This is a genomic window from Frankia sp. CeCAU1 (assembly GCF_977971845.1).
The window spans coordinates 65,502-73,523 of record NZ_CDWWXA010000008.1 but is presented as its reverse complement, the minus strand read 5'-3'; the positions used below and the strand labels follow the sequence as shown (position 1 = coordinate 73,523).

Sequence of the window (8,022 nt, the reverse complement as noted above, 5' to 3'; positions counted from 1 at the left end):
AGCCATGATCTTCAGTGGTCTGCTGTGGGCACTGACCTGGACCGTGGCGTGGGACGAGGGTCCGTCGGCTTTCATCTCCACGTTCGCCTACACGCATTTCTGGGTCTGTCTCGGCTGGGGCGCGCTGCGATATCCGGTCGGGCGACTGCAGAGCAACCGCGAGCGCGCCCTGCTGGCGGGCGCCGTCCTCCTCATCCCGGTGGCGAACCTGGGACTGGTCGGCATTTCCGACCCGACCTGGTTCGGATATTCCCGAAATGTCTGGTGGTATGGCTCGCCGATCGACCGGGATGCCTTCGAGGAGATCATCTGGGTCCTCGACAGCCTGACCCTCGTGCTGGCCGCGGCCTTTTTTTGGGTCGTCCGCGTGCGGCTGCGCCGCTACTCCGCGCTCGACCGCCGGATCTTCGGACCGGTCGCCATCGCGCTGCTGATCGCGTTCACCCTCGCCGCCACGGTCAACATCTTCGTCTGCAAGCCCAGCGGAGCCTACGTCCCGCCGGCCTTCATCCTCATCGCGCTCGCGCTGCTGACCATCCCCTTGGCCTTCGCCGCAGCGGGCGTACGCCGCCAGCTCGCCCGCGCCCGCATCGCACAGATCCTGGCGACGCTGCCGATGCCGCCGACGGTCCCGGCCGTACGGGACATCCTGCGTACGGCTCTGCACGACGACTCCGCCGAGCTCTTCCTATGGATGCCGCAGGAGCGGCGGCACGTCGACGCCGACGGCGCCACGGCCACCCCGCCCCGCCCCGGAGCCGGCCGGCTGCTCGTGCCGGTGACGACCTCGTCGGGCGCGCCACTGGCGCTGATCTCCGCCACCGCCGCCCAGGAGCGCAACCGCGACCTGGTCACGGTCGCCCTGCAGGCCAGCGCCATGGCGCTGGAGAACGCCCGGCTGCACGCCGCCGTGGCCGCGCAGCTGGACGCCGTACGCGCCTCCCGGGCCCGCATCGTGGAGGCCGGCCTGATCGAACGGCGCCGCCTCGAGCGCGATCTGCACGACGGCGTCCAGCAACGGCTGCTGGCCCTCGCCACCAGACTGGGACTCGCCCGGACAAAGACCTCCGACCCCGATACGATCTCTGCCATCGAAGCCGCTCGCGAGGATCTGCATCATGCTCTCCAGGACCTGCGCAGTCTGGCCCGGGGAATCCACCCGGCCATGCTGAGTCAGGGTGGGCTGCGCCCAGCCCTGGAGGTGGTGATCGAGCCCCTCCCCGTCAAGGTCGAGTTCGACATCCCGACCGTCCGGTTCGAGCCGATCCTGGAGGCCTGCGCCTACTACACGATCTGCGAGGCGCTGACGAACACGGTCAAACACGCCGGGGCGGCCCAGGTCCGGGTGACGGTCCGGTGTGTGGACGGCGGCATCCTGATCGAAGTCACCGATGACGGTAAGGGCGGTGCCGTCGTGGTCGAGGGTGGCGGGCTCGCGGGTCTCGCGGACCGGGTACGTGCGCTCGGCGGCGACCTGAGCATCGTCAGCCCGTCCGGCGGCGGCACCCGGCTGACTGCGAGCATCCCGTGCGGGTAGCCGTCGCGGACGACTCGGCCCTGTTCCGCGAGGGGCTGGCCATGCTGCTGGCCGCCGCGGGAGTCGAGGTCGTCGCGCAGGCCGGGACTGCGGACGAGATCATCGACCAGCTCGCCGGCAGCCGGCCCGACGCCGTCATCCTGGACATCCGGATGCCTCCGACGTTCACCGACGAGGGGCTGATAGCGGCCGAGACGATACGTGCGGCTCATCCCGCGATGGGCGTCCTGGTGCTGTCCACGTACGCCGAGACGCCGTACGCGCTGCGGCTGCTGGGCGACGGGGGCGGCGGCATCGGATATCTACTCAAGGACCGGGTGGACGACATCACCGCGCTGCACGACGCGTTACGCAGGGTGGTCAGCGGCCGGCTCGTCGTCGACGAGGAGGTCATCGCCGGCCTGTTGGCCCATCGCCGACGGGCCGACGAACTGGAACTCCTCACCGCCAGGGAGCGGGCCGTGCTCCGGCACATGGCCGAGGGACGATCGAACCAGGGCATCGGCGCCAAACTCCATCTGGCGCCGAAGACCGTCGAGAACCACGTAGCCAACGTCTTCACAAAGCTGCGGATGCCGGCCTCCGCGGACGACAACCGTCGGGTGCTGGCCGTGCTCGCCTGGCTCCGAGCCACCGGCGGCGAGGACCGCTCCTCGCTCTGCGAGGAGCGGTCCACCCGGTTGGGCGAGCCGCGGTGACCATCGAAGCGTGATTCCAACCCCGAGCGCAGCCACGGGAGACTCTGTCCCACCGGGGGTGGTGTAGCACACGTGGGACGGAGCTCACCGATCACGGGCATGTGCAGGCACGAACGGCCAAACTTGGGAACAACCATGTGAGCCAGCGAACCGGCGTGAGCGCTCCGTACCCGGACGCGCGCCCCGACTTGGGCTAGTGCCGTCATTGCGGCACCGCCACAGCGAGAGGAGCCCGGCGTGTCCGAGCAGGTCAGCACACTGACCGTCACCGACAACCGCACCGGAAAAACGTATGAGATACCGGTTACGGACGGCGCGGTACGTGCGAGTGCGTTTCGCTCGATCAAAACGAGCGACGACGACTTCGGGCTGATGACGTACGACCCCGCCTTCACGAACACGGCGAGCTGTAGGAGTGCGATCACCTACATCGACGGTGACGCCGGCATCCTGCGCTACCGCGGTTATCCGATCCAGGAGCTGGCGGAGAAGAGCAGCTTCCTCGAGGTCGCCTACCTGCTCCTCGCCGGCGAGCTTCCCTCCGCCGAGGAGCTGTCGACCTGGGAAGACGAGATCACCCATCACACCCTGGTCCATGAATCAATCAAGAAGTTCATCGACGGCTTCCACCACGACGCGCACCCGATGGGCATGCTGGTCTCCACGGTGGGTGCGCTGTCGACCTTCTACCCGGACGCCAAGACGATCGACGACCCGGGGCTGCGCCGGCTGCAGATCGTCCGCCTGATCGCCAAGATCACGACATTGGCGGCGTTCTCCTACCGACACTCGGTCGGTTTCCCGTACGTCTACCCGGACAACGACCTGTCCTACGCCGGCAACTTCCTCAACATGATGTGGAAGGCCACCGAGCTCAAGTACGAGCCGGACCCCAACCTGGAGCACGCCCTCGACGTGCTGTTCATCCTGCACGCCGACCACGAGCAGAACTGCTCGGCCAACGCGATGCGCGCGGTCGGCAGCTCGCAGGCGGACCCGTTCTCGGCGGCCGCCGCCGCGATCTCCGCGCTCTACGGTCCGCTGCACGGTGGCGCCAACGAGCAGGTGCTGCGGATGCTCTCGGAGATCGGGTCGGTCGAGAACATCCCCGCCTTCATCGCCCAGGTGAAGGACGGCAAGAAGAAGCTGATGGGCTTCGGCCACCGGGTCTACAAGAACTACGACCCGCGGGCCCGGGTGATCCGGCAGGTCGCCGACGAGGTCTTCAAGGTCACCGGCACGAACCCGTTCCTCGACCTGGCCATGGAGCTGGAGCGGATCGCGCTGGAGGACGAGTACTTCGTCGCGCGCAAGCTCTACCCAAACGTCGACTTCTACACCGGCATCATCTACCAGGCGATGGGCTTCCCGGTAGAGATGTTCCCGGTGCTGTTCGCCATCGGCCGGATGCCGGGATGGCTGGCGCAGTGGGAGGAGGGTCTACTCGACCCCGAGCAGAAGATCGCCCGACCGCGCCAGCTGTACATCGGCTACGATCAGCGGTCGTATGTCCCGATCGACGACCGTAGCGGGGTCGGGGACAGCGGGATCGACCCGATCGCGGCCCAGGCGGCCCAGGCGGCACCGGAGCGCCCGCTGCGCTGACCGGATGCGCCCCACCGGGGCCGCGGCGCCTCCCGCGGCCCCGGCCCTTGTGGTTGGCTGGCGGCTCCCGCCGGTTCCCGGCGCCTACAGGTGCTCAACCGCCTACAGGTGCTCGACCACGTAGTCGATGCTCGTGGTGAGCGCCTCGACGTCGGCCGGCTCGACCGCCGGGAAGCAGGCCACCCGCAGCTGGTTGCGGCCGAGCTTGCGGTAGGGCTCGACGTCGACGACACCGTTCGCGCGCAGCACCTTGGCCACGGCGGCGGCGTCCACCCCCTCGAAGTCGACCGTCACGACGACCTGCGAACGCGCGGCCGGGTCGGCGACGAACGGTGTCGCGTAGGAGGTCTTCTCGGCCCAGGTGTAGAGGATGGACGACGATTCCGCGGTCCTCCGCACGCACCAGTCCAGCCCGCCCTGGGCGAGCATCCACTCGATCTGGTCGGCGAACAGGAACAGAGTCGCGACCGCCGGGGTGTTGTAGGTCTGGTCCTTGGAGCTGTTGTCCCGGGCTGTGGTGAGATCGAGGAACGGCGGGATCCACCGGTCCGTCGCGGCGATCTCGGCGAGCCGGTCGATCGCCACCGGGGACACGAGCGCCGTCCACAGGCCGCCGTCGGAGGCAAAGCTCTTCTGCGGCGCGAAGTAGTAGACGTCCACCTCGCGCACGTCGACCGGCAGCCCGCCGGCCCCCGAGGTGGCGTCGACCAGGTGCAGAGCGCCGTCGTCCGCACCCACCGGCCGGCGGACCGGACGGGCGACACCGGTCGAGGTCTCGTTGTGCGGAGTGGCGTAGACGTCGATGCCCGCCTCCGGCGCCCAGTCCGGATGCGTACCGGGCGGCGAGGAGATCACCGACGGCGCGGCCAGGAACGGCGCGCCCTTCGTCGTGTCGGCGAACTTGCCCCCGAACTCGCCGAAGACGAGGTGCTGGGAGCGGGTCCGGACGAGGTTGAAGGCTGCCGCGTCCCAGAAGGCGGTGGCGCCGCCGATCCCGAGCACGACCTCGTAGCCCTCGGGCAGGGAGAACAGCTCGGACAGGCCTGCCCGCACCCGGCCGACCAGGCTCTTGACCGGCTTCTGCCGGTGCGAGGTGCCGAGGTAGGTCGCCCCGCTCGCGGCGAGGGCCTCGACCACCTCGGGACGGATCTTCGACGGGCCACAGCCGAACCGGCCGTCCCGGGGACGCAGCCGGTCGGGCAGCACGATCGCGGGAGCGTCAGCCACGGCTGACCCCCGGCAGAACGTCACCGAGCGGGCGCGGAGTGGGGCCCACGTACCGCGCGGACGGGCGGATCAGCCGCCCGGTGCGTTGTTGTTCCAGGATGTGGGCACTCCAGCCGGCGGTGCGGGCACAGGTGAACATGGACGTGAACATATGGGCCGGCACCTCGGCGAAGTCCAGCACCACCGCCGACCAGAACTCGACGTTGGTCCGCAGCGGGCGATCCGGGAACCGATTGGTCAGCTCCTCGATCGCGGCGGCCTCCAGCGCCTCCGCCACCTCGTAGCGGGTCGAGCCCAGGTCACGAGCGGTCCGGCGCAGCACCCGGGCCCGCGGGTCCTCGGCGCGGTACACCCGGTGCCCGAAGCCCATCAGGCGCTCCTTGCGGTCCAGGGCGCGGCGGACGTAGCCGAGGGGGTCGCCGGTGCGCTCGACCTCGTCGAGCATCGCGAGCACCCGGGACGGAGCACCGCCGTGCAGCGGACCGGACAGCGCACCGACGGCGGCCGACAGCGCCGCCGAGGCGTCCGCGCCGGTCGAGGCGACCACCCGGGCGGTGAACGTCGAGGCGTTCATGCCGTGCTCGGCGGCCGAGACCCAGTAGGCGTCCACGGCCTGGACGTGCCTGGGATCCGGCTCACCACGCCAACGGATCATGAACCGCTCGGTTATCGTCCGGGCCCGGTCAACCTCCTTCTGCGGCACCGCCGGCTGACCAAGGCCCCGCGCGGACTGGGCGACGAACGACAACGCCACGACCGATGCCCGGGCAAGATCGTCCCGCGCCTGCCCCGGGGTGATGTCGATCAGCTGGCCCAGGCCCCAGTAGGGCGCGAGCATCGCGAGCGCGCTCTGCACGTCCACCCGGATGTCACCGGAGTGCACCGGGACCGGAAAGGGCTCGGCCGGCGGCAGTCCGGGCTCGAACGCCCCGTCGACCAGCAGCCCCCAGACGTGGCCGTAGTCGACCTTGCCAACAAGGTCTTCGATGTCGACGCCGCGGTAACGCAGCGCGCTACCTTCCCGGTCCGGCTCGGCGATCTCCGTCTCGAAGGCGATCACACCTTCCAGACCGGGCTTGAAATCGCTTGTTTTCTCGGCCATCGAGTCCGGATCTCCGCTTCTGTCTCTTGGTCCCACCGGTTCTGTCTCTATGGTCCCGCCGGCGGCCCGTCCGCGTCCTGCTTCGTCGGTGCTGCTTCGTCGGTGCTGCTTCGTCGATGCTGCTTCGTCGATGCTGCCTGCTTCGTCGATGCTGCTCCGTCCGATCCTGCCGTGAGGCCTCCCAGCGCGCCAGGGCGCAGGTGCCCCGCGATGCTCCATCCAACCCTTATCTGGGGCCGACAGCGCACAGACCGACGCACCGGGCAACGCGAAACCCATAAAATATGACGTAAGTCACAGCATCTTTATCTATTATATTACTATTTATACGAATATGCCGAAAGCCGTGAACGGAAAGTTTGGTCAACTGAGATCATTCCGCGCTACGGTCGGGCCTCGTGCCTGGAACGCCTGACCGGCGGCAGTCACGCAGCGCGAACACGGCGGGAGGATCATGGCGTTCGTCTTCATCAGTCATCGCGCGGCGGACATCGCACCCGCCGAACGGTTGGGCCGGGCGATCAGCGCGGCGGGGCACGCGGTGCACCTGGACCGTTGGGAGATACGCATCGGCGACACCGTGTCCATGTTCATGAATGAGACGCTCGCCGTCGCCGACTTTCTCGTGCTCGGATACTCAACGTTGGGAATCCACGCGCCGTGGATCGTCCAGGAATGGCTGCCCGCGCTGGCCGATGATCTCGCCGCTCGCGGTATCACCCTGGTACCAGCATTGTTGTCGGGGTCGTCGGGCGGCGACGCGCCATATCGGCTGGCCGGCCGACGGTGCACCGACCTCACGGTTCGCTGGGACCTCGGCGTCCGCGAGATCCTGGCTGAGCTCTCCTGACCGGGACGACGGACCCTGGCCCGGCGGGATCACTCTCGGGGCCGTCCCACTGGGGTGCGCGGCCTGCCTGGCAGGATTGGGGCGTGGCCCCAGCCTCCGCTGCCGACGAGCCGCCGGTGGGCGGTCCGGACCCGGACGTCCCCGATCCCGCCCTGCTCCGCCAGGGCTACCGCGCCGGTCGTCTGGAGCCGGAGCATCTCGCGCCGACCTGGGTCGAACAGTTCGCCGCCTGGTTCATCGACGCGGCCACCCCCGGGGTAGGCGTTCCGGAGGCCAACGCCGCCGTGTTCGCGACGGCATCCGCCGCCGGGCGGCCCAGTGCCAGGACCGTGCTGCTCAAGGGGTTCGACCAGCGGGGCTTCGTGATCTACACGAACTACACCTCGCGCAAGGGCCGTGAGGCCACCGAGAACCCCTTCGGCTCGCTGGTCTTCCCCTGGTACGCCCTCGAGCGCCAAGTCGTCGTCATCGGATCGATCGAGCGCGTGAGCCGGGCCGAGACGGAACGCTACTTCCAGTCGCGTCCGCATGGTTCGCAGCTCGGCGCCTGGGCCAGCCACCAGTCGACGGTCATCGAGTCCCGTACGGTGCTCGACGACCGCGCCGCCGAGCTCGCGGCCCGTTGGCCCGAGGGCACCCGGGTGCCGACACCGGAGTTCTGGGGTGGGCTACGCATCGTGCCGGACACCGTGGAGTTCTGGCAGGGCCGCGCGGACCGGCTGCACGACCGGCTGCGGTACCGGCGGGTGTCGGTACCGGCCGACGGCGGCGGCACGGACTCCCTCGCCGTCGCCGACCCGGACGCCACCGGTGTCCGGGGCTGCGATGCGGGCGGCGGCGTCCCGACCGCGGCCGGAGATCTCTGGGTCGTCGAACGCCTCGCCCCTTGAAGTCTCGCCGATCTTGGGAGAACTTTGGCTGAGGGCGCGTACACAAATCCACAGGTGCCGGCCCCGGTGGCTCTGGCTGGGCCCCCGTCCTCGCATCGAGAAGACCCTGCCTT

7 protein-coding genes are annotated in these 8,022 nt (G+C 69.3%); 5 read left to right on the top strand and 2 right to left on the bottom strand.

From position 1 onward, the window contains the following. The 3 genes from AC08OO_RS03165 to AC08OO_RS03155 all read left to right on the top strand — a co-directional run. Positions 1–1,537: sensor histidine kinase (locus AC08OO_RS03165; protein ID WP_476618220.1), on the top strand; the 1,537-nt coding region annotated here is incomplete at its 5' end. Next, complete coding sequence (locus AC08OO_RS03160; RefSeq protein WP_476609049.1) at positions 1,528–2,235, top strand: response regulator transcription factor; 708 nt, start codon at positions 1,528–1,530, stop codon at positions 2,233–2,235. The genes AC08OO_RS03165 and AC08OO_RS03160, both read left to right, overlap by 10 nt. 237 nt (positions 2,236–2,472) lie before the next feature. Then, positions 2,473–3,840, top strand: a complete 1,368-nt coding sequence (locus tag AC08OO_RS03155; protein WP_011434559.1) for a citrate synthase — start codon at positions 2,473–2,475, stop codon at positions 3,838–3,840. Positions 3,841–3,942: 102 nt separating this feature from the next. On the opposite strand, the gene serC is transcribed toward AC08OO_RS03155, so the two are convergent. Continuing rightward, the gene (gene serC / locus AC08OO_RS03150) at positions 3,943–5,067 is read right to left on the bottom strand and encodes a phosphoserine transaminase (RefSeq protein WP_476609048.1); all 1,125 of its coding nucleotides are present in this window, start codon (positions 5,065–5,067) and stop codon (positions 3,943–3,945) included. Next, on the bottom strand, positions 5,060–6,169 hold the full coding sequence (locus AC08OO_RS03145; protein WP_476609047.1) for a citrate synthase 2: 1,110 nt from the start codon (positions 6,167–6,169) through the stop codon (positions 5,060–5,062). Before AC08OO_RS03145 ends, serC begins: the two co-directional genes overlap by 8 nt. Positions 6,170–6,623: 454 nt before the next feature. On the opposite strand from AC08OO_RS03145, the gene AC08OO_RS03140 reads away from it, so the two are divergent. Both AC08OO_RS03140 and pdxH read left to right on the top strand, forming a co-directional pair. Then, positions 6,624–7,019, top strand: a complete 396-nt coding sequence (locus tag AC08OO_RS03140) for a toll/interleukin-1 receptor domain-containing protein (protein ID WP_476607503.1) — start codon at positions 6,624–6,626, stop codon at positions 7,017–7,019. Between the two features lie 83 nt (positions 7,020–7,102). After that, entirely contained in the window at positions 7,103–7,909 is an 807-nt protein-coding gene (gene pdxH / locus AC08OO_RS03135) for a pyridoxamine 5'-phosphate oxidase (RefSeq protein ID WP_476609046.1), read from the top strand. Positions 7,910–8,022 lie beyond the last annotated feature (113 nt).